Raw genomic sequence first — 20,904 nt, 5'->3', positions numbered from 1 at the left:
CGGCCGGCACTCGGCCGGGCTCAGCTCTCGCCGTCCCGGCCCGCCTCGCCGCCGTCCCGGTCGTCGTGCAGGGCGCCGACACAGCGGCCGAGCAGGTCCTTGAGCGCGGCGCGCTCCTGGGGCGTGAGCGCGTCGGACATCCGGCACTCGATGCGTACGGCCCGCTGGTCGGCGCGGTCGAGAAGCGCCGCGCCTTCGTCGGTGAGGCGGGTCTCCAGCACCTTCTGGTGCCAGGGGTGCGCCGTTCTGGTCACCAGCCCGCGCGCTTCGAGGGTCTTCAGGACGGCGGTCATGGCCTGCGGTGTGACCAGGCAGGCCCGAGCCAGCGCGGCGCCCGAGATACCGGGGTTGCCCGAGAGGGCGAACAACGCGGCGTACTGCGCGACGGTGAGGTCGAGCGGCTTCAGGGCGGCGCCCTTCGCGGCCATCAGGACCTGCTCCGCGCGCTTGATGTCCAGGCCGAGCCGCTCGCCTGCTGGCAGTCCCATACCGCCCATCGTACAGATGTGAACCGATGGCAAAACTTGATGATGTATCAATGCCTTGATATATCTCAGGACATGAATACCCCAGTCGCACACACGGACCCGCGCCCCCTGCACGGCAAGGTGGTCCTCGTCACCGGCGCCACCCAGGGCATGGGCCGGGACCTCGCCCGCCATCTCGCCGGCGACGGCGCGACCCTCCTGCTGCACGGCCGCGACCCCGGGCGGCTCCAGGAGGCGGTCGCGGCCGTCCGCGCCACCGCTCCGGGCGCGGCCGTGCGCGGCTACCTCGCCGACCTGGCGGACCTCGACCAGGTGCGGGAGATGGCCGCCCGTGTCATCGACGCGGAACCCCGCCTCGACGTGCTGGTCAACAACGCCGCGGCCGGGGGCGGCAGCGAGCCGGCCCGGCGCGACGTGAGCCGCCAGGGTCACGAACTGCGGTTCGCCGTGAACCACCTGGCGCCTTACACACTGATCCGCGCCCTGCTGCCGCTGCTCACCGCCTCGGCGCCCGCGCGCGTCGTCAACGTCGCCTCGATCGGCCAGGTACCCGTCGACTTCGACGACGTCATGCTGGAGCGCGGCTACGAGGGGCTCGACGCGTACTGCCGGAGCAAACTCGCGATGATCATGTCCACCTTCGACCTGGCCGACGAACTCGCCGACCGCGGGATCACGGTGAACGCCGTACATCCGGCCCACCTCATGGACACCCCGGGCGTGCGCGAGTACGGCCTCACGCCGGCGGTCGGCACCGCCGAAGGGGTCGCACCGACGGCCCGGCTGATCACCGACCCGGCCCTGGCCGGCGTCACCGGCCGCTACTTCGACCGGTTCACCGACGCGCGGGCGCACGACAAGGCGTACGACCCGGCAGCACGCGCCCGGCTCGCCGAGATCACCGAACGGCTCACCCGCGTGGACGGCGACAGCGCCGGGGCCGGAGCCGGGGCCGGGGCAAGTCGCTAGAGACCGGGCGCCGCGAGCCCGCTCCCCCACGCTCCCGGGTCCTAAGCGCTCGCTCAGTTTTTGCCCGGAAAGACTGGACAAGCCGGCTTTACCCCTGGGTAACATGCGGTATGGCACCCAGCACGGCCCCCGCGGCCATAGGCGACAGCGAGTTCGACCGGGACACCTCGGTCGCGGCCCGGGCGGGCGAACCCGGGGCGTACGACGCGGAGTTGTCCGAGGGGTGGACGATCGTCTCGGCGATCAACGGCGGGTATCTGCTCGCGGTGGCCGCCCGTGCGCTGCGCGAGGAGTTGCCCCACCCGGACCCGCTGACGATCACCGCGCACTATCTGACCTCGGCGCAGCCCGGTCCCGCCGTGGTCCGGACACACACGGCGCGGGCCGGGCGGAGCATGTCCACGGGCCAGGCGTCGGTCTTCCAGCTCGACGAGCACGGTGCCGAGGTCGAGCGGCTGCGGGTACTCACGGCCTACGGCGACCTCGACGCGCTGCCCGACGACGTACGGACCTCGGCGCGGCCGCCGGACATGCCCGGGTACGACGCGTGCGTGGGCAACGAGAGCGCGCCCGGGAACACCCCGTTCGTCGGGTCCACCGCGCTCATGGATCGGCTCGACGCGCGGCTCGACCCGGCGACCGCCGGGTGGGCGGTCGGGGCGCCCTCCGGGGCCGGACACATACGCGGGTGGCTCGGGCTGGCCGACGGCCGCGACCACGATCCGCTCTCGCTCCTGCTCGCCGTCGACGCGCTTCCGCCGACCGCGTTCGACCTCGGGCTCAAGGGATGGACGCCGACGCTCGAGCTCACCGTGCACGTACGGTGCCGCCCCGCCCCCGGGCCGGTGCGGGTCTCCCTCACCACGCGCAACCTCGCGGGCGGGCTGTTCGAGGAGGACGCCGAGGTCTGGGACAGCAAGGACCGGCTCGTCGCCCAGTCCCGCCAACTCGCCCGCGCTCCACGGGGATAACGGACCCGCCAGGCTGCCCCGTTCTGTCGGCTCCGGGACCACCTGCCGGTGGGGGTTGCTCCGGCTGTGCGCCGTTGTGCCTCCAGGCTGTTCCCAGCCGCAGGCCGGTGGCCTGCTGAGCGCGCCGTGCCCCGCGCCCCTGGTTCTGTGCGGCTCCTTCCGCGGAAGCAGCCGCAGCTACTCAGGGGCGCGTGGGGGCACCTCCCGGCGAAGCCAGGGGGAAAACGGCGCGACAAGCCACCCACCGCGAGGTGGTCCCTGGACCGACAGGACGGGGCAACCGGGTGGGTCAGGGCCAGGCACTCCGCAGGGGAGGGCACCCTTAGAATCGGGGGACCATGGCCTACCTCGATCACGCCGCCACGACGCCGATGCTCCCGGAGGCGGTCCGGGCGATGACCGCGCACCTGACGGTGACCGGGAACGCGTCCGCACTGCACGCCGCCGGGCGGCAGGCCCGCCGTACCGTCGAGGAGTCCCGGGAGGCGCTGGCCGCGGCGCTCGGGGCGCGGCCGAGCGAGGTGGTGTTCACCGCCGGCGGCACGGAATCGGACAACCTCGCCGTGAAGGGCCTGTTCTGGTCCCGCCGGGCGGAGGACGCGCGGCGGGTGCGGGTGCTGGCGAGCCCGGTCGAGCACCACGCGGTGCTCGACGCGGTGTACTGGCTCGCCGACCACGAGGGCGCCGTCGTGGAGTGGCTGGCGGTCGACGAGCACGGCCGGGTGCGACCGGAGGCGCTGCGGGCCGCGCTGGAGCGGGGCGCGGGTCCCGACGATGTGGCGCTGATCACCGCGATGTGGGCGAACAACGAGGTCGGCACGGTGCTGCCGGTCCCTGAACTCGCCGAGGTCGCCCGCGAGTTCGGCGTGCCGATGCACTCCGACGCGGTCCAGGCGTTCGGCCAGATCGACCTCGACTTCGCCGCCAGCGGCCTGGACGCGATGACCGTCACCGGGCACAAGGTGGGCGGCCCGTACGGGGTCGGCGCGCTGCTGCTGCGGCGTGAGGACACGCCCGTACCGCTGCTGCACGGCGGTGGCCAGGAGCGCAGCCGGTCCGGCACCCTCGACGTGCCCGCGATCGCCGCCTTCGCCGCGGCGGGCACGCTGGCGGCCGAGCGGCGCGCGGAGTTCGTCCGCCATGTCGGCGCGCTGCGCGACGAGTTGGTGCGGGGCGTACGGGCTGCCGTACCGGACGCGGTGCTCAACGGCGACCCCTCCCCCGACGGACGGCTCGCCGGCAACGCCCACTTCACGTTCCCCGGCTGCGAGGGCGACGCGCTGCTGCTGCTCCTCGACGCGCAGGGCATCGCCTGCTCCACCGGCTCGGCGTGCACCGCGGGCGTGGCCCAGCCGAGCCATGTGCTGCTGGCGATGGGCCGCTCGGCGGCTGACGCCCGCGGCACGCTGCGCTTCTCCCTCGGGCACACCTCCACCGCCGACGAGGTGGCCGCGCTCGTCGGGGCGATCGGCGGCGCGGTGGAACGCGCGCGGGCCGCCGGCCGCACCTGACGCCCGTCGCCGGGCCGGCCGGCCGTCTGCCCGCCACCCGACGCCGCACCCGCACCCGCACCCGCACCCGCACCCGCACCCGCTAAATCGTGCGCAGCGTCTCCGTACCGATGTCCTTGGGCGACCGCGGTCCGGGCAGCCCCGGGCCGGCGCCGGCGGCGGTGTCCGTCTTCGGGCGGCGCCGGCCGCGGCGTTCCAGCGCCTCGGCGAGCTGGGAGAGCACCGCGTTGACCACGATGTAGATCACCGTGACGGTGAGGTAGCTCTGCAGGAAGTCATGTGTGTAGGAGCCCAGCACCTTTCCCTGGTTGAGGAGTTCGGGGTAGCTGACGACGTAGCCGAGGGTGGTGTCCTTGAGCAGGCTGACCAGTTGGGAGACCAGCGTGGGCACCACGAGGCGGACCGCCTGCGGCAGCACCACCAGCCACATCACCTGGCGGCGCCGCAGTCCGAGGGCGTAGCCGGCCTCGGACTGGCCGCGGTCCAGGGCGAGTACGCCGGCCCGGAAGATCTCGGCGAGCAGCGCGGAGGTGCACAGCACCACCGGGATGACCAGTTCCCAGAAGACCGGGAAGGTGTAGCCGGCCCGCGGGATGCCCATCAGGAAGACGTACAGCACCAGCAGCAGCGGCACCGAGCGGAAGAGTTCGACGAAGCCGCCGGCCGCCAGCCGCAGCACGCGATGCGGCGAGAGCCGGCCGAGCGCGAGCAGCGCGCCGGCCGGCAGCGCGATGAGCGCGGCCATTCCGGCGGCCTTGAGGGTCCGCACCAGGCCCTGGAGCAGGAACCGTTGGTAGGGCCACTGCCCGAACGGCTGCCATCTGGCGTGGTCGAGCTGGCCGTGCTGCCCGAACTGGCGCAGGCCCAGGGCGATCAGGCCCGCGATGACCAGCACGGACAGCGCGGTGGCGATGCGTGTCCGGCGCCGGGCCCGCGGGCCCGGCGCGTCGAAGAGCACGCGGTTCGGTCCGGTCACCTGCGCACCGCCATCCGCTTCTGGAGCCGCCCGGCGAGCAGCCCGACCGCCAGCGTGGTCAGCACGTAGCCGACCGCGGCGAGCAGGAACGTCGGCACCGGCTCGTCGTACTGCAGGTCCAACCACTCGGTGTGGCCGATGAGTTCGCTGACCCCGACCGCCGCGCCGAGCGACGAGGAGAGCACCACGCCGATGAAGACGTTGGCGAGCGGCTGGACCATGGTGCGGAACGCCTGCGGAAGGATCACCAGGGCCAGCGACTGGCCGAAGGTCATCCCGATCGCGCGCGCCGCCTCCGCCTGCCCGACCGGGACCGCGTTGATCCCGGCCCGTACCGCCTCGCAGATGTACCCGGAGAAGTACAGCGCCAGGCAGATCACCTCGGAGGTGAACAGCGAGTAGGTGATGCCGGCGTCGGGCAGGCCGAAGACGAACAGCACCAGGAACGCCAGCAGCGGAACGTTGCGGAACACCTCGACGTAGAGGGTGCCGAGCACCCGCAGCGGGAGGATCGGGCTGACCCGCATCACCGTCAGCAGCGTGCCGAGGACGGCTGCCCCGGCGAAGCCGAGCAGGGACATCTCCAAGGTGGCGCCGAGCCCGCCGGCCATGTAGCCGATGTGTGTGAGGACCCCATGCATGGCGGCTCGTCAGGAACCGTCGGCGGAGCCGATGGTGGGCGTCGCGGGCGGCGAACCGGCGATCTTGGTGCCGATGGTGGCCTTCCACAGCTTGGCCCACTCGCCGTCGGCGTAGATCGTCTTGAGCCACGCGTTGACGAACGCCTTCGCCTCCGGGTCGGCCTTCGGCAGCCCGATGCCGTACGGCTCCTGGGTGAACGGCTGCCCGATGACCTTGAGTTGGGGGTCGCTGACCACGTCGCCGAGCAGGATGCCCTGGTCCAGCACGTAGGCGGCGGCGCGCCCCTGCTTGACCGCGGCGACGCACTCGCCGTCCTCCTGGAAGAGCAGCGTCTTGGCCTTGGGGGCGAACTTCTTCAGGTCCAGCGCGGCGGTGGAGTTGCCCTCGGTGGCGACCGTCTTGCCGTTGAGGTCGGCCGGCTTGGTGATCGTGTTGTTGCTCGCCTTGACCAGGATCGCGTCGCCCGACTCGTAGTACGGGCCGGCGAAGGCGATCTTCTGGGCGCGCTGCGGGGTGATGGTGTAGGTGGCGAACACGGTGTCGACGGTGCCGTTCTGCAACATCGTCTCGCGGGTGTCCACGGTGACCAGGGAGAGCTTCGTGGCCGGCTTGCCGGTGATGTACTTCGCCAGCATCTGTGACAGGCCCGCGTCGAATCCCTCCAACTGGTTGTTGACGGGGTTGCGTTGGGAGAACATCGCGGAGGAGTCGGTGCCGCCGACCAGCAGGGTGCCGCGCTTTTTGACCTTGGCCATCCAGGAGCCGGCGGTGATCGCGGCGGCCGGGGCGACCGGGGCGGCGGCGACCACCTGCGCCTGGGTGTACGCCGACGGCTTGCCCGCGCCCGACTTGCCGCCGGGGGACGACGGCAGCGACGAGGAGCCGCCACCGCCGCACGCGCTGAGCACGCCGGCCAGGGCGAGCGCCGCGCCGACGGCGACCGCCCGGCGCCTGCCGCTGCCCCTTCTCCCGCCACCACTGCCACCACCGCCGATGCCACCGATGCGTCCGCGGGCCGACCGGTTGCCGTTCTTCTGGGGAATCATGGATCTCCTTCGGTACGGGTGGCTGGCCGGCGACGGACGGGTCAGTGCCGGAGGATCGTGGAGAGGAAGTCGCGGGCCCGCTCGGTGCGCGGCTCGGTGAAGAACGCGTCGGGTTCGCCGGTCTCGACGATCTGGCCGTCGTCCATGAACACCACCCGGTCGGCGGCCCGGCGGGCGAATCCCATCTCGTGGGTGACGGCGACCATCGTCATGCCGTCGCGGGCGAGGCCGACCATCACGTCGAGCACCTCCCGGATCATCTCCGGGTCCAGCGCCGAGGTCGGCTCGTCGAAGAGCATCAACTTGGGGTGCATGGCGAGCGCGCGGGCGATCGCGACGCGTTGCTGCTGGCCGCCGGAGAGCTCCGCGGGGTGCCGGGACTCCTTGTCCCGCACGCCCACCCGATCCAGCAGTGCCCGCGCCTCCTCGACCGCCTCGGCCCTCGGCACCTTGCGCACCCGGGTCGGGCCGAGCACCACGTTCTCCAGCACGGTCTTGTGCGCGAACAGGTTGAACGACTGGAAGACCATTCCGACGTCGGCCCGCAGCGCCGCCAACTCGGCGCCCTCCTGCGGCAGTTCGCGGCCGTCGAAGACGATCCGGCCGGAGTCGATCGTCTCCAGCCGGTTGACGCACCGGCACAGCGTCGACTTGCCGGACCCGGACGCGCCGAGTACGACCACGACCTCGCCCTCGTGCACGTCGAGGTCGACATCGCGCAGGGCGACGAGGTCGCCGAACTGCTTGCTGACCGACTCGATGCTCAGCAGCACCTTTCCGGTACCGCCGAATCCGCTCTTCGGCGCACTGTTTGATGTCCTGTTCGCGTCTTCGACCATGCTAATGAAGATAGGTCGCGACGCGGCTGGACGGTAAGGGCGGCATTCTCATCGACTCGAGGACTCCGGGTGCTGGTCGGCCGCGTTCTCCGGGTGGTGGCAGGCGACTTGGTGGCCCGGCGCCAGCTCCACCAGCGGCGGCTGCTCGTCCATGCACACGTCGGTCGCCTTCCAGCAGCGGGTGTGGAAACGGCAGCCGGACGGCGGCGAGATCGGCGAGGGCACGTCGCCGGTGAGCAGGATGCGGCCGTTGCTGCTGACCGGCGCGGCCCCGCTGCTCTCCTTCGGCGCGCCCTCGGTGCTCTCAGCACTCTCGGTGCTCTCAGCGCCGTCCGCGGCCGCCGCCGGCTTCACCGTCGGCCGGTTGCGCCGCTTCGGGTCCGGCACCGGCACCGCCGACAGCAGCGCGGTGGTGTACGGGTGGAACGGCGTGCGGTACAGCGCCTCGCGGTCGGCCAGCTCCACGACCTTGCCGAGGTACATCACCGCGATCCGGTCCGAGACGTGCCGGATCACCGACAGGTCGTGCGCGATGATCACATAGGTCAGGCCGAGTTCGGACTGCAGGTCGTCCAGCAGGTTGACCACCTGCGCCTGGATGGACACGTCCAGCGCGGAGACCGGTTCGTCGGCGACCACCAGCTTCGGGCGCAGCGCCAGCGCCCGGGCGATCCCGATCCGCTGCCGCTGCCCGCCGGAGAACTCGTGCGGGTAGCGGTTGTAGTGCTCGGGGCTGAGGCCCACCAGTTCCAGCAGCCCCTGGACCTCCTTCTTCACCCCGTTCTCGGTGGCGACCTTCTGCAGCCGGAACGGCGTGCCGACGATGGTGCCGATGGTGTGCCGAGGGTTCAGCGACGAGTACGGGTCCTGGAAGATCATCTGCACGTCGCGGCGGAGCGGGCGCATCTCGCCGGTGCTCAGGTGCGTGATGTCGCGGCCGTCGAACTCGATCTTCCCGGCGGTCGGTTCGAGCAGCCGGGTGATCAGCCGGCCCATGGTGGACTTGCCGCAACCGGACTCGCCGACCACGCCCAGCGTCTCGCCCGCGTCGACGTGGAAGTCGATGCCGTCGACCGCCTGCACCGCGCCGACCTGGCGGCGCAGCAGGCCCTTGCTGATCGGGAAGTGCTTGGTCAGCCCGGTGACCTTGAGCAGCGGCTCCCCGGGCGGCTTGCGCGGCGCGGGGGTACGCGGCTGCGGCTCGGTGCCGGCGGCCGGACCGCCCTTGTCCAGCGAGGTCTTCTCCGCCACGGTTTCGTCCCGGCCCTTCCCGGCTTCTGCTTCCTGGCTCTTCACAGCTTCGGCTCGATCTCTTCGGTCCAGATCCTGGCCCGCTCCTCGTCGGCGAGATGGCAGGCGGCCACATGGCCCTCGGCCACCTCGCGCAGCTCGGGCACTTCGGTCTCGGACGCGCCGCCGGTCAACTCGGCGTACGGGCAGCGCGGGTGGAAGGCGCAGCCGGTCGGCACGTTGATCAGGCTGGGCGGCGAGCCCTTGACCGGGTTGAGCCGGTCGGTGCGTTCCCGGTCCATCCGTGGCATCGAGCCCAGCAGGCCCCAGGTGTAGGGGTGTTGGGGCTCGCCGAAGAGCTTCTCCGCGGTGCCGCGCTCGATCACCCGACCCGCGTACATCACCAGCAGGTCGTCGGCGACCTCGGCGACCACGCCGAGGTCGTGGGTGATCACGATGACGGCGGAGCCGAACTCCTGCTGCAGGTCGCGGATCAGGTCGAGGATCTGCGCCTGCACGGTGACGTCGAGCGCGGTGGTCGGCTCGTCGGCGATGAGCAGTTCGGGGTTGTTCACCAGTGCCATCGCGATCATGGCGCGCTGGCGCATGCCGCCGGAGAACTGGTGCGGGTAGTCCCGGAACCGCTTACGCGGCTCGGGGATGCCGACCCGGTCCAGCATCTCCATGGCCCGCTCGGCCGCGACCCGCTTGGTCACCCGGTGGTGCACCCGGTACGCCTCGACGATCTGGTTGCCGATCGAGTAGTACGGGTGCATCGCCGACAGCGGGTCCTGGAAGATCATCGCCATCTTGCGGCCGCGCAGCCGCCGTACCGAGTCCGGCGGGGCGCCGATCAACTCCTCGCCGTCGAGCCACACTTCGCCGGAGATCTTGGCCCGCGCGGTGCGGTGCAGACCCATGATGCCCAGCGACGTGACGGACTTGCCCGACCCGGACTCGCCGACGATGCCGAGGGTACGGCCGCGCGGCAGGTCGAAACTGAGGCCGTCGACCGACTTCACCACGCCGTCGTCGGTGTCGAAGTGGATGCGCAGGTCGCGCACGGACAGGTAGGCGTCCTGGGCGGCGGCCGGTTCTGCGGGCGCTTTCAGCAGCCTGTCGGCGGAACTCACGAGTACCTCACGCGGGGGTCGAGGACGGCGTAGGCGAGGTCCACCAGCAGGTTGCAGACCACGACGAAGAAGGCGACCACCAAGGTCACGGCCATCACGATGGGCAGGTCGTTGGCGGTCACGCCCTGGATGGCGTAGGCGCCCATGCCCGGCAGTGAGAAGACCTGCTCGGTGATGACCGCGCCGCCGACCAGCAGCCCGAAGTCCATGCCGAAGATGGTCACGATCGGGGTGAGCGTGGAGCGCAGCGCGTGCCGGATCACCACGTCCCGTTCGCGCAGGCCCTTGGCGCGCGCGGTGCGGATGTAGTCCTCGCCCATCGTCTCCAGCATGCCCGCCCGGGTGAGCCGGGCGTACAACGCCGAGTACAGGAAGGCCAGGGTGCACCAGGGCACCAGCAGGTTCCACGCCCAGTCGGCGGGATTGTGCAGGAACGACACGTAGTTCATGCCGTTGCTCCACAGCGGCCACTGCACGGTGAACACGCTCAGCGCGAGGACGCCGGTGAAGAAGATCGGCAGCGACACGCCCATCAGGGCCACGCCCATCGACAGCCGGTCGATGATGCTGCCCCGCTTCAGGGCGGAGAGCACGCCGACCGCCACGCCGGTGACGACCCAGATCACCGCGGCCCCGATCGCCAGCGACAACGTCACCGGGATACGGGACTTCAGCTGCGGCCAGACCTCGACATGGCTCTTGAAGGAGTAGCCGAAGCAGGGCGCGTGACAGTGCACCGGGTCGGGACCGTAGTGGTAGTCGGCGCCGGCGACCAGCGCCTTGAGGAAGTGCCAGTACTGCTCGTAGAGCGGCAGGTCGAAGCCGAGGTTCTTCTTGATCGCCGCGACGGCCGCCGGGTTGGCGTCCTTGCCCACGTACTGCGTGGCGAGCTGGGTGGTGGTCTGGCCACCGATGCGGGGGACGAGGAAGAAGATCGCGAAGGTGATCATGCTGACCACCAGAAGGAGCACGATCGCGGCGAACACGCGACGGATGAAGTAAGCGGTCACGGCCGTTCCGGCTGGCGTCCGCCCGGCCCGGATCGGGGGCCGAGCCGGGCGGACGCCGGAGCCTTCACCTGCCTTTCGGTGCGTAGGGGCCTTGCGGCTACTTCGAGGAACCCATCAGCAGGTAGTCGTACATGCCCAGGTACGCCTGACTGACCGTCACGTTGGTGGCGGAGTCCGGGCGGTAGAGCAGGTTCTTGCGGTAGAACAGCGGCACCACCGAGGCGTTCTCCATCACCATCTTGTCGATGTCGCCCCACGCCTTGGTACGGGCGGCGGTGTCGGTGTTGGAGATCGCCGCTGCCAGCGCCTGGTTGATCTTCGGGTCGTTCAGCTCCATCAGGTTGTTGCCGCCCGAGGGCTTGATCGCGGCACCGTCGACGATCTGGTCCAGGAAGCCGTAGCCGGTCGGCCAGTCGGCGCCCCACGCCATCATCATCATGCCGACGCCGTGCGAGTGCACGTAGTCCGGGACGCCCGCGTAGTTGGAGAAGTACTTGTCCCCCGGGAAGGTCTTGATGTTGACGGTGATGCCGACCTTCTTCAGCGCCGCCTGGATGGCGGTGGCGCCGTCGATCTCCGGCTGCCGGTCGCTGCGCGCGGTGAGCGTGGTGGTGAAGCCGCCCGGCTTGCCGCACGCCGTCAGCGCCGCCTTGGCCTTGGCCACGTCACCGTTGTCGCCCGCCGTCGGGTACTCGTCGAACTTGGTGTAGCCGTTCACCGACGGTGGCAGCAGGGTGCTGGCCACGTCGCCCTTGACCGCGCCGCCCTCGGCGTTGACCACGGACGTCTTGTTCACCGCGTACTGCACGGCCTTGCGGCAGTTGATGTTGTCGAACGGTGCCACGTGCAGGTTGAGCGCGATGTACGAGCTGCCGCCGGCGATGGAGTCGTCGGTGTGCGCCAGCCGGTTCTTGTTGCCCAGGATCTTCGACTGTGTCTCGGCCTCGACGCCGGTGCCCTGAAGGTCGACGGTGAGGTTGTCGGAGAGCAGGTCGTTGTCGATGGTCTTCTGGTTGACGTTGAACTTCAGCACGTACTTGTCGGGCAGCGCGGTGCGGAGCGAGTCGGTGGCCTTGCTCCACTCCGGGTTGCGCACCAGCGTGGCGCCCTTGCCCTCGGAGTAGGAGGAGAACTTGTACGGGCCGGTCGACTGGATGTGCTGCACGTACGTGGCGCCGGTGTCCTTGGACTGCTCGACCGGAGCGGTCTGCGAGAACGTCGCCAGGTAGTCGAAGTCGGCGAACGGCTTCGACAGGTGGAAGATGATGGTCTGGTTGTCCGGCGTCTCTATGGACGCCAGCCCGTTCGGGTTCTTGTCCTTGTACGGGCCCTGGTACTTGGTGTCGTCGGCCAGGTAATTCTTGAAGTACACCGGGCCGTTGGACATCACGTCAGGCGCGAAGTTGCTGCGCTCGATCGCGTACTTGACGTCCTTGGAGGTCACCGGGGTGCCGTCCTGGAACTTCACACCGGTGCGCAGGTGGTACGTCCAGGTTTTCGCGTCGGCGCTGGCGGTGCCCAGGTCGGTCGCCAGGTCGGGGACCACCGTCAGACCTTCCTTGCCGGGCGCCGGCTTGAAGGTCAGCAGCGTGCGGGCGTAGAGCCGGGAGAAGTCCTGCACCCAGCCGTAGTAGGTGTTGCCCGGGTCGAGGGAGTCAGGGCCGGTGGAGTGGTCGGCGGTGACCGTCCCGCCCTTCTTGCTCGACGCGTTGACGATCGAGGTCAGCCCCTCGTCGTTCTTGCCCGAGCTGCTGGAGCCGCCCGAGCCGCCGCAGGCGGACACGCCGAGTGCCATCGCCAAGCAGAGCGCGAGAGCGGAGGTCACCTTTCTGGTGTTCATACCGGGTTACGCCCCTCACTTCCTATTGAGTCGCCGGGTCGGCCTTGGGTCGCCGCACGGCACACGAGGTGCCACCCGGGGTCGGTGGGTCATCCCTGCGGAATCACTTGCTGCGCGGGTCGAGCGCGTCCCGCAGTCCGTCGCCGAACAGGTTGAAGGCCAGCACCGTGATGAAGATCGCGAGGCCGGGCACGAACATGTACTGCGGGTCGGACTGGTAGACGTCGACCGCGCTGGTCAACATGCCGCCCCAGGACGCCTGCGGCGGCGCGATACCGACCCCGAGGAAGCTCAGCGCGGCCTCGAACAGGATGTTGGTGGGGATCAGCAGCGTGGAGTAGACGAGGATCGGTGCCACCAGGTTCGGCAGCAGCTCCCGGAAGAGGATGAACGGCCCTCGCGCGCCCATACCTCGGGCGGCCTCGACGAACTCGCGCTCGCGCAGGCTCAGCGTCTGGCCGCGGACGATCCGGCCCATGTAGGGCCAGTTGAAGAAGCCGATCACGAAGATCAGCACGCAGATCCGCAGTGGCAGCCCGCTCAGCCCGAAGGCGCCGTCCTGCAGCGAGGCCGAGATGGAGATCGCGAACAGCAGCAGCGGGAAGGCGAGGAAGACGTCCATCAGCCGGCTGATCAGGCTGTCGACCCAGCCGCCGTAGTAGCCGGCGATGACGCCGAGCACGGTGCCGATCACGTTGGACAGCACGGTGGCACCAGTGGCCACCAGCATGGAGATCCAGGAGCCCTCGATGATCCGGGACAGGATGTCCCGGCCGAACTTCGGGTCCACGCCCAGCGGGTGGGCCCAGCTCATGCCGCCCCAACCGCCCTTGGGCGCCAGCAGTTCGGGATCGACCAGGTTCTGGTGGAAGGCGTTGGGATCGAGGTTGAAGACCATCTCGATCGGCTTGGCGAGGATCGCCAGCAGGATCAGCAGCACCACCACCACGCCGCCGGCCATCGCGACCTTGTCGCGTCTGAGCCGGCTCCAGGCGATCTGCCCGAGCGAGCGACCCTCGATCATGCCTCGCCCGGCCCCGCTGAGTACGGCCTCCGGATGCGCCTCGGCCTGTCCGGGGGTGGTCTCGATAGGTGCGGTCATGGCGTTTGCCGACCCCTCTCGCCGGTGGGTAACCGGCGCGCGCCCGCCGCTGTAGCGGCTTCCTCGTCAGTTGGTGCTCTTGGTGCGGTAGTTGCAGATGGCACTGCAGTCACCCACAGTGGCCGCTCGACGTGATCATGTGTGCGACGTGCGTATCCACTACGCGCGTTGCGGCTGGGGCATGTCAACACCAAGGTGTCTTGCCGCTGGATTCTTCTTCTGGTTGGCGATCACCCGCCAGACCTGGCCACGAAGGGATGCGCAACTGTGATGTGGGTGGTTCTTTCATCGTTACCGACGCGTACCTCGGGGTACGGTCGGCTGATGGACGAACGGCTGCGCGCGGTCTGCGACCTGATGGTGCCCCAGGCTCGGGAGATGTCGGGCCTGCACGAATACGACGGCCGGGTGCAGGACCTGTCCCCCGAAGGAGTCCGCGCCGACCTGGCGGCCATGGCCCGCGCCCGGCGCGGCGGCCCGCTCCGCGACCCGCACGACGAAGCCCACCTTGCGGTCTTCGAAGAGGGCCTGCGCGTGCAGTACGGCGAGCTCGAACTGCACCGCCGCGACCCCTACCCGCACCTGTCCAACCTCGAACTGGCCTGCTACGACCGGGAGTACGCCCCGCGCAGGGACCGCGCCCGGGCCCGCCGGGAGCACCTGGCACAGTGGCCGGACGCCGTGGCCGCCGCGCTGTCCGCACTGGACCAGGTACGAGCCCCGGTCGCCGAGGCGCTGCTCGGTTCGGTGCTCGGCCTGGCCGCCGACGTGGACCCGGCCGCCGGTAAGGTCGAACGGGCCGCGCTGCGCGCACACGAGCGGCTGGTCGACCATGTCCAGGGCATCGCCGAACACGGCGACCCCGACCCCCGGCTCGGCGGACGGGCACTCGCCGCCCTGATGGGCGCCCAGGAGGGCCTACGGGTGGACCTCACCGAACTGGCCGGCCAGGCCGACCGGGAGCGCGCCCGGCTCACCGAACTGCTCACCGACTCCTGCCACATCCTCGACCCGCGCAGCGACGTGGACGCATTGCTGCCCGGCCTGCTCGCCGACCACCCGAGCGCGGACGGCGTCATCGCCGAGGCGGCCCGACTCACCGACGAGGTCATCGAGTTCACCCGCGAACGGGGCCTGGCGCCCTACGTGGACGGCGAGTGCCTGGTCGGCCCGGCACCCGCGTCCCGGCGCTGGGCGATGGCCATGATGACGTGGTCGGCGCCCGCCGAGCCCGACGCACCCTCCTGGTACCACGTGACGCCGCCCGACCCGGACTGGCCGGCCGACGAACGCGAGGAGTGGCTGACGGTCTTCAGCCGCACCAGCCTGCCGTCCATCACCCTCCACGAGGTCGCCCCCGGGCACTTCGCGCACGGCCGCGCCCTGCGCCGCGCGCCCTCCCCGGTCCGCCGCCTCCTGCACAGCCTGTCCTTCTCCGAGGGTTGGGCCCACTACGTCGAGGAGGTCTGCCTCGACGAGGGCTTCCGCGCCCGCGACCCGCGCTTCGCGATCGGCGTGGCCCTCGAAGCGCTGGTCCGGGTCACCCGGCTCACCTGCGCGATCGGATTGCACACGGGGGCGCTGTCGCTGGACGAGGCCGCGAGGTACTTCGTGCGCGACGCCCACCTGTCGCCTGCGGCGGCCTCGGCCGAGGCACGGCGCGGCACTTTCGACGCGGGCTATGGGCGGTATACCTGGGGCAAGTTGGAGATCCTGCGGGTGCGCCGCCGCGCGGAGCGGGAGTGGGGCGCGGACTTCTCCCTCCCCCGCTTCCACGGCGCGCTGATGCACCTGGGCAGCCCGCCTTTGGGGTTGCTGGACGCGGCCCTCCGCCCGCCCGGCCCCACCACGTGAGTGCCCGGACCTTGACGTCCGCTGTGGCTGGTCGCGCGGTTCCCCGCGCCCCTGTAAGTGCGGCCACTCCCAGGGGGTCAGGGGCGCCCTAGCGATCGAAGAAGGGCCGCCCGAACGTCCGCATCCACAGGGCGACCGGGTCGTACGGATCGGTCATCGCCACCGTGGAGACGGCGACACCGTCCGGCACTCCGGCAACCGCCTGCTGCATCATCAGCCGTACGGACTCCACCGCCTGCGCGGCACCTTCGTAGAGCTCGACCCCGATCGCGAGGTAGGGCTCGCCGAGCACGGGCTGCACCCACGCCTGCCGGAGCGCCCGCACCGCGGAGGTGCGATGCGCCGCCTGGGCCAGAAGCGCGTAGAACTGCGGCATCTGGAGGGACGGTTCCCCGATCTGGAGCGGCCCGGCGGGCAACAGGTCGAGCCCGACCGCGATCCTGCGCAGGTCCGCCCAGGGGATGCCGATGCCGCCGCCGCCCGCGTGCGGGTTGAGCCACAGCCCGGAACGGTCCGGGTAGAGGGTCTGCGCGATGTCCCGCCCGGAGACCACCTCGTGATCGCGGTTCCACCCGCTGGCGGCCAGCTCGCGCGGCGAGGTGAAGCATGGCGCGTAGCCGTACCCGCCGACCTCCATCGTGCCGTACTGCGCGTCGGGTGCCCCGGAACTGCCGTGCCACAGCAGCATCCACACCTGGCCCTCGGCGAGTGACGCGAGCAGGTTCTCGTATGCGTCGAACCGGCCGGGTGCCACCTGGAGCAGCATCTGCTCCACCTGGCCGGCCTGCGCCGCACCGCCTTGCGCGCCCGCGATCACGTGGGACCGCCCCTTTCCCCTCGTTTTGCTCTTCGCACGACATCAAACCAGGTCGAGTGTGCCCAGCGGTATGCCGACCGACTCAAGCGGAACCAGCTATAGACCGGGTATACGACCGTTGAACGCGCGCCTTGGCGGGTTCAGTCGCGGGCGAAGAACGGCCGCACCGTCTCCAACATCCAGTCGCCCACCGGGTCCTGCGCCACGTCCAGCAGGATCAGGTGCACCGGCCACGGCGGCGGCGCCACGCCCATCGCCCGGCCGAGCGCGTCCATCGCGGCGGCCCCCTCGCCCTCCAGCCAGCGGTCGAGTTCCACGCCGATGAACAGGGCGGGCGGATCCTCCTCCACGGCGGCCAGCGCCCGCCGACCGCTGAGCACCACCGAGGTGACCGCGAACTCGCCGGCCGCCGCGGCCAGGAAGTCCACCGCTTCCTCGTCGTGGTCCGGCTCCCACAACCGCACCCGGGCACCGGTCGGCGCGTCGCCGCCGCGTACCCCGGAGAGCTCCGGCGCGCGCTCGCCCGGCACCGGCCGGCACAGCGCGGCCACCGCGGCCGGCGGCAGCGGCACGCCGACCGCCCCGCCGGGGTTGACCGCGATCCCGACCAGCGGCGGCAGCCCGCGGGCGAACTCGTGCACCGGCGCGACCGTGCAGGACATGCCGTCCGCGGCCTGCCGGAACTGCTGCTCGGAGCTGAACACGGGTACGTAGGGTGCGTCGCCGAGCACCACGGTCGGCAGGTCGAGGCCGGCCGCCTGCGCCGAGCCGCCGTTGGGCAACGGCACCCACACCCTGGAGCGGCCGAGCACCTCCAGCAGCCTGGGCGTGGCCGACGGATTGCCGAGGCCGGCGCTCAGCACCTCTTCCAGCTCGTTGGCCGGCCATATGTACGGTGCCGGATTCTCCATGTCCACCCTTGTCCGCCCATGTACCACGTCTGTAGCGTTGTGCCCGGGAAACCCTAACCGCTGCCGGGGGCCGGGGACCCTGGGCATGCAATGATGAAGGCCACAACTTGTATAACGGCCGTTCGAGGCCGCGCGGGAGAGTTCCGGACCGGCGCACGCGACCAGCTCGCGGGCGGTGGGACGGGCGCCGAAGGAGCAAGTCCTCCCTTGAATCTCTCAGGCACAGATACCGCGCGGGCGAGGCAGATCTGAAAAGCGGCGGAGCCGTCGGCGCACCCCTGGGGTGCGTGGCCCCGCCCACCCAAGGTGCAAACCGGGGCCCGCGCGAGCGGGGTTCACGGTGAACCTCTCAGGTTCCGATGACAGATGGGGAGTGTCCATCCGTCGTCCCTCCTTTCTCTTCACCGAGACCGAGCCTGGGAGCCTGTCACCGATGAGCGAACCCCGTCACACCGCGCTCGACGCCCTGCACCGCGCCCTCGGCGCGACCATGACCGACTTCGCCGGCTGGGACATGCCGCTGCGGTACGCCAGCGAGCGCGAGGAGCACCAGGCGGTGCGCACCCGGGCCGGCCTGTTCGACCTGTCCCACATGGGCGAGATCACCGTGACCGGCCCGCAGGCGGGCCAGGCGCTGGACCACGCCCTGGTCGGCCACCTGTCCGCGCTGGCGGTGGGCCGGGCCCGCTACACGATGATCTGCGCGCCCGACGGCGGCATCCTCGACGACCTGATCGTGTACCGGCTCGGCGAGCAGGAGTTCATGATCGTCGCCAACGCGTCCAACGCGCAGACCGTGCTCGACGCGGTGGCGCTGCGCGCGGCGGAGTACGACGCGCAGGTCCGCGACGACCGGGAGGCGTACGCGCTGCTGGCCGTCCAGGGCCCGCAGGCCCCGGCGATCATGAAGTCGGTGACCGACGCCGACCTGGACGGGTTGAAGTACTACGCCGGACTGCCCGGCACCGTCGCCGGGGTGGACGCGCTGATCGCCCGCACCGGCTACACCGGCGAGGACGGCTTCGAGCTGTTCGTCGCGCCGGCCGACGCCGAGCGGCTGTGGCGGGCGCTGACCGACGCCGGCGAGCCGGTCGGCCTGGTGCCGTGCGGGCTGTCCTGCCGGGACACGCTGCGCCTGGAGGCGGGCATGCCGCTGTACGGGCACGAGCTGACCGCCTCGGTCACGCCGTTCGACGCCGGCCTGGGCCGGGTGGTCAAGTTCGACAAGCCCGGGGACTTCGTCGGCCGCACCGCGCTGGGCGCCGCCGCCGAGCGGGCCAAGGACCTGCCGCCGCGCAAGCTCGTCGGGCTGGTCGCGCAGGGCCGCCGGGAGCCGCGGGCCGGCTACCCGGTCACCGACGCGTCGGGCGCGGTGATCGGCGAGGTCACCTCGGGCGCCCCGTCGCCGACCCTCGGCAAGCCGATCGCGATGGCGTACGTGGACGCGGCGCACGCGGCGCCCGGCACGCCCGGGGTCACGGTGGACATCCGCGGCTCGCGGGAGCCGTACGACGTCGTGGCGCTGCCGTTCTACAAGCGCGAGCGCTGAACGGGCCGGGCCCGCTCGCCCGTCGCCGGGTTCCGCGGGCGCCGGGTTCCGCGGGTGCCGCCTTGTGCGGCCGCCACGCTCTGTCGGCGCCGAGTTCCGCGGCCCACCCCCACGCTTCGCACTTCCCCCCTTGCCCTTAGCTTTCCGTTTGCCGTGCCGCGCACGCGAGCACCCCTGTCGATCCGGGAGAATTCAGCCATGAGCATCAACCCTGAGCAGCTTCGTTACAGCAAGGAGCACGAGTGGCTCTCCGCCGCCGCCGACGGCGCGGCCACGGTGGGCATCACCTCGCACGCCGCCGACGCGCTCGGCGACGTGGTCTTCGTCCAGCTCCCCGAGGTGGGCGCGACGGTGACCGCGGGTGAGACCTGCGGCGAGCTGGAGTCCACCAAGTCGGTCAGCGACCTGTACTCGCCGATCGGCGGCGAGGTCACCGAGGTGAACCAGGACGTCGTCGACGACCCGGCGCTGGTGAACTCCGCACCCTTCGAGGGCGGCTGGCTGTTCAAGGTGAAGATCACCGAGGAGCCGTCCGACCTGCTGTCCGCCGCCGAGTACGACGCCTTCATCGAGAACTGAGGGAACCCGCGATGTCGCTGCTGAACCAGTCCCTGCACGAGTTCGACCCGGATGTGGCGGCCGCGGTCGACGCCGAGCTGTACCGCCAGCAGTCCACGCTGGAGATGATCGCGTCCGAGAACTTCGCGCCGGTCGCCGTGCTGGAGGCACAGGGCTCGGTGCTCACCAACAAGTACGCGGAGGGCTACCCGGGGCGCCGCTACTACGGCGGCTGCGAGCACGTCGACGTGATCGAGCAGCTCGCGATCGACCGGGTCAAGGCGCTGTTCGGGGCCGAGGCGGCCAACGTGCAGCCGCACTCGGGCGCCCAGGCGAACGCCGCCGCGATGTTCGCGCTGATCAAGCCGGGTGACACCATCCTCGGCCTGGATCTGGCGCACGGCGGGCACCTGACCCACGGCATGAAGATCAACTTCTCCGGCAAGCTCTACAAGGTCGCCGCGTACCACGTGGACGCCGAGACCAACCTGGTCGACATGGCCGAGGTGGAACGGCTCGCCAAGGAGCACCGCCCGCAGCTGATCGTGGCGGGCTGGTCGGCGTACCCGCGGCAGCTGGACTTCGCGGAGTTCCGCCGGATCGCCGACGAGGTCGGCGCGTACCTGATGGTCGACATGGCGCACTTCGCCGGGCTGGTCGCGGCCGGGCTGCACCCCTCCCCCGTGCCGTACGCCGACGTGGTCACCACCACGACCCACAAGACCCTCGGCGGCCCGCGCGGCGGGGTGATCCTGGCGAAGGCCGAGCTCGCCAAGAAGATCAACTCGGCGGTCTTCCCGGGGCAGCAGGGCGGCCCGCTGGAGCATGTGATCGCCGCGAAGGCGGTCGCGTTCAAGGCCGCGGCGACGGACGAGTTCAAGGACCGCCAGGCCCGTACGCTGGAGGGCGCGAAGATCCTCGCCGACCGGCTGACCCGGCCCGACGTGGCGGAACTCGGCGTCTCCGTGCTGTCCGGCGGCACCGACGTCCACCTGGTCCTGGTCGACCTGCGCAACTCCGCGCTCGACGGCCAGCAGGCCGAGGACCGGCTGCACGCGGTCGGCATCACCGTCAACCGCAACGCGATCCCGAACGACCCGCGGCCCCCGATGGTCACCTCGGGTCTGCGGATCGGCACACCCGCGCTGGCGACGCGGGGCTTCACCGCCGACGACTTCCGCGAGGTCGCCGACATCATCGCGGCGACGCTCACCGCGTCGCCGGCCTTCCCGCCGTCGGAGAGCGGTCCCTTGCGGAAGAGGGTCACTGCGCTGGCGGAGAAGCACCCGCTGTACCCGGGCCTGTAGGCCGTGTTCCGGAAGTCCCGCGCCCTGGTCTGACGGCCGGGAGGTACCCCGGGCCCGCAGGGCGGACGGCGCTGCTTCCCTGTACCCGGCCCGGCCGAGCGGCCGGTTCATGTCCACCCGCACCACGTGGTCGCGGGTACTCCCCCGTGCG

The 20,904-nt window shown here is 71.0% G+C and carries 19 protein-coding genes and 1 riboswitch; of the genes, 7 read left to right on the top strand and 12 right to left on the bottom strand.

Translation table 11 applies throughout. The annotated features are described in order from the left end of the window. Positions 1-20 precede the first annotated feature (20 nt). On the bottom strand, positions 21-488 hold the full coding sequence (locus AC13HU_RS08150) for a MarR family winged helix-turn-helix transcriptional regulator (protein ID WP_483041086.1): 468 nt from the start codon (positions 486-488) through the stop codon (positions 21-23). Positions 489-560: 72 nt separating this feature from the next. Here AC13HU_RS08150 and AC13HU_RS08145 point away from each other — a divergent pair, with 72 nt between their 5' ends. From AC13HU_RS08145 to AC13HU_RS08135, 3 genes are all read left to right on the top strand, one after another. After that, positions 561-1,457 (top strand): SDR family NAD(P)-dependent oxidoreductase, encoded by an 897-nt coding sequence (locus AC13HU_RS08145; protein WP_483041085.1) that lies wholly within the window; start codon positions 561-563, stop codon positions 1,455-1,457. A gap of 110 nt (positions 1,458-1,567) precedes the next feature. After that, complete coding sequence (locus tag AC13HU_RS08140) at positions 1,568-2,428, top strand: thioesterase family protein (RefSeq protein WP_483041084.1); 861 nt, start codon at positions 1,568-1,570, stop codon at positions 2,426-2,428. 338 nt (positions 2,429-2,766) lie between these two features. Beyond that, positions 2,767-3,939, top strand: a complete 1,173-nt coding sequence (locus AC13HU_RS08135) for a cysteine desulfurase family protein (RefSeq protein ID WP_483041083.1) — start codon at positions 2,767-2,769, stop codon at positions 3,937-3,939. Positions 3,940-4,021: 82 nt separating this feature from the next. Here the strand turns inward: AC13HU_RS08135 and AC13HU_RS08130 are convergent, their stop codons facing one another. From AC13HU_RS08130 to AC13HU_RS08090, 9 genes are all read right to left on the bottom strand, one after another. After that, positions 4,022-4,915 (bottom strand): amino acid ABC transporter permease, encoded by an 894-nt coding sequence (locus AC13HU_RS08130; RefSeq protein ID WP_483041082.1) that lies wholly within the window; start codon positions 4,913-4,915, stop codon positions 4,022-4,024. Further along, positions 4,912-5,556: an amino acid ABC transporter permease gene (locus AC13HU_RS08125; protein WP_483041081.1), complete on the bottom strand. Its 645-nt coding sequence runs from the start codon at positions 5,554-5,556 to the stop codon at positions 4,912-4,914. Before AC13HU_RS08125 ends, AC13HU_RS08130 begins: the two co-directional genes overlap by 4 nt. Before the next feature lie 9 nt (positions 5,557-5,565). Next, positions 5,566-6,603, bottom strand: coding sequence for a glutamate ABC transporter substrate-binding protein (locus AC13HU_RS08120; RefSeq protein ID WP_483041080.1), 1,038 nt, complete (start codon positions 6,601-6,603; stop codon positions 5,566-5,568). A gap of 41 nt (positions 6,604-6,644) precedes the next feature. Then, positions 6,645-7,442, bottom strand: a complete 798-nt coding sequence (locus tag AC13HU_RS08115) for an amino acid ABC transporter ATP-binding protein (RefSeq protein ID WP_483041079.1) — start codon at positions 7,440-7,442, stop codon at positions 6,645-6,647. 48 nt (positions 7,443-7,490) lie between these two features. After that, positions 7,491-8,693 (bottom strand): ABC transporter ATP-binding protein, encoded by a 1,203-nt coding sequence (locus AC13HU_RS08110; RefSeq protein WP_483041078.1) that lies wholly within the window; start codon positions 8,691-8,693, stop codon positions 7,491-7,493. Between the two features lie 41 nt (positions 8,694-8,734). Next, a complete protein-coding gene (locus tag AC13HU_RS08105; protein WP_483041077.1) occupies positions 8,735-9,805 on the bottom strand; it encodes an ABC transporter ATP-binding protein in 1,071 nt (356 codons plus the stop codon). Further along, positions 9,802-10,815, bottom strand: coding sequence for an ABC transporter permease (locus AC13HU_RS08100; protein ID WP_483041076.1), 1,014 nt, complete (start codon positions 10,813-10,815; stop codon positions 9,802-9,804). The genes AC13HU_RS08105 and AC13HU_RS08100 overlap by 4 nt, the downstream gene beginning before the upstream one ends. Before the next feature lie 97 nt (positions 10,816-10,912). Beyond that, a complete protein-coding gene (locus AC13HU_RS08095) occupies positions 10,913-12,655 on the bottom strand; it encodes an ABC transporter substrate-binding protein (RefSeq protein WP_483041075.1) in 1,743 nt (580 codons plus the stop codon). Positions 12,656-12,758: 103 nt separating this feature from the next. Next, on the bottom strand, positions 12,759-13,757 hold the full coding sequence (locus AC13HU_RS08090; RefSeq protein ID WP_483041074.1) for an ABC transporter permease: 999 nt from the start codon (positions 13,755-13,757) through the stop codon (positions 12,759-12,761). A gap of 324 nt (positions 13,758-14,081) precedes the next feature. Here AC13HU_RS08090 and AC13HU_RS08085 point away from each other — a divergent pair, with 324 nt between their 5' ends. Continuing rightward, a complete protein-coding gene (locus AC13HU_RS08085; protein WP_483041073.1) occupies positions 14,082-15,611 on the top strand; it encodes a DUF885 family protein in 1,530 nt (509 codons plus the stop codon). An 88-nt stretch (positions 15,612-15,699) separates the two neighbouring features. Here the strand turns inward: AC13HU_RS08085 and AC13HU_RS08080 are convergent, their stop codons facing one another. Both AC13HU_RS08080 and AC13HU_RS08075 read right to left on the bottom strand, forming a co-directional pair. Continuing rightward, positions 15,700-16,428 (bottom strand): enhanced serine sensitivity protein SseB C-terminal domain-containing protein, encoded by a 729-nt coding sequence (locus tag AC13HU_RS08080; protein ID WP_483041072.1) that lies wholly within the window; start codon positions 16,426-16,428, stop codon positions 15,700-15,702. Positions 16,429-16,568: 140 nt separating this feature from the next. Further along, positions 16,569-17,339 (bottom strand): enhanced serine sensitivity protein SseB, encoded by a 771-nt coding sequence (locus AC13HU_RS08075; RefSeq protein WP_483041071.1) that lies wholly within the window; start codon positions 17,337-17,339, stop codon positions 16,569-16,571. Positions 17,340-17,462: 123 nt separating this feature from the next. Next, a riboswitch (glycine riboswitch) is annotated at positions 17,463-17,581 on the top strand. A gap of 191 nt (positions 17,582-17,772) precedes the next feature. Between AC13HU_RS08075 and gcvT the strand changes: the two genes are divergently transcribed. From gcvT to glyA, 3 genes are all read left to right on the top strand, one after another. Continuing rightward, a complete protein-coding gene (gene gcvT, locus AC13HU_RS08070; RefSeq protein WP_483041070.1) occupies positions 17,773-18,888 on the top strand; it encodes a glycine cleavage system aminomethyltransferase GcvT in 1,116 nt (371 codons plus the stop codon). Positions 18,889-19,086: 198 nt separating this feature from the next. Further along, positions 19,087-19,467 (top strand): glycine cleavage system protein GcvH, encoded by a 381-nt coding sequence (gene gcvH / locus AC13HU_RS08065; RefSeq protein ID WP_483041069.1) that lies wholly within the window; start codon positions 19,087-19,089, stop codon positions 19,465-19,467. A gap of 11 nt (positions 19,468-19,478) precedes the next feature. After that, positions 19,479-20,753: a serine hydroxymethyltransferase gene (glyA, locus tag AC13HU_RS08060; RefSeq protein WP_483041068.1), complete on the top strand. Its 1,275-nt coding sequence runs from the start codon at positions 19,479-19,481 to the stop codon at positions 20,751-20,753. The last annotated feature ends 151 nt before the right edge of the window (positions 20,754-20,904 follow it).

The sequence above is a fragment of the Streptomyces sp. NH27 genome (assembly GCF_056859195.1).
The sequence above is the reverse complement of the archived record's forward strand: the minus strand, read 5'-3'. Positions and strand labels throughout refer to the sequence as shown.